The 811-nt window shown below is 20.6% G+C and carries 1 pseudogene; it reads right to left on the bottom strand.

Going from position 1 to position 811, the window contains the following annotated elements:
• Window positions 1–279 precede the first annotated feature (279 nt).
• Window positions 280–811, bottom strand: a pseudogene (locus tag GQV94_RS07605) (S24 family peptidase); the annotation flags it as partial.

Here is an 811-nt window from a genome sequence, read left to right as displayed (position 1 = left end):
TATCTTAAGTACTAAAGTTTTGATGATGTAAAATTAAACAGATACTTTGATAGAATATATAGACTAGAAAATTATAAAATTGTATTTATCACAATTATTTAAATTGCAAATTTTATAAACTTGTAATCATTATGAAAGTTATTCATATATAAGCATATAAATAAAATACTTTATCTTATATTCTTGCTTGTTCTTGCTTGTATTTTATCTAATTTTTCTAATCAATAATAAATAAATAATTCTTAACTTAAAAATATTTTAAGTTAAGAATTATTCTAATCATACTAATACAAATTCCATTTTATAAAAAATGTCTTTATATAAAGGATTTAAAGAATGAAGCATTACTCCATTATCTTGTTTGAAAACTTGTTTGATAAAAAGTCCATCTCTTGTGTTAATCACACAAATGCTTTTATTTTTAAGCTCTTTTCTTTAAAAGCTTATAAATAACTTCTATCTTTAATTAGTGATTCCATACTCTCTCCATAACAAGTCATAAACTCACAATTTTACTTCCAAAGAAGCTTAATAGTTTTTTATCTATGATAAGTTTAGAATAATCTATTAAATCATTAATTCCACCTCCACTCAAACTTACATTTGTTTTATAAAGTTTTAAAATCTTATATTTATTTTCACTTTCTAATTGAACTTTTGGAGAGTTTTTATAAAAGAAATAATTTATACTTATATTTCTTTCTTGCAAGAAGTTTAATATTTGTGAATAAGAAATGGAATTTCTAAATTTCATAGAATTAAAAGTATCAGGATTAATTCCTAATTCTTGTGCTATATCTTTTGTTTTTAA

This window comes from Campylobacter sp. TTU_617 (genome assembly GCF_016599045.1).
In the GTDB taxonomy this organism is placed as follows: domain Bacteria; phylum Campylobacterota; class Campylobacteria; order Campylobacterales; family Campylobacteraceae; genus Campylobacter_D.
Note: the sequence above shows the minus strand (reverse complement) of the source record. Positions and strands in the feature narration are given on the sequence as shown.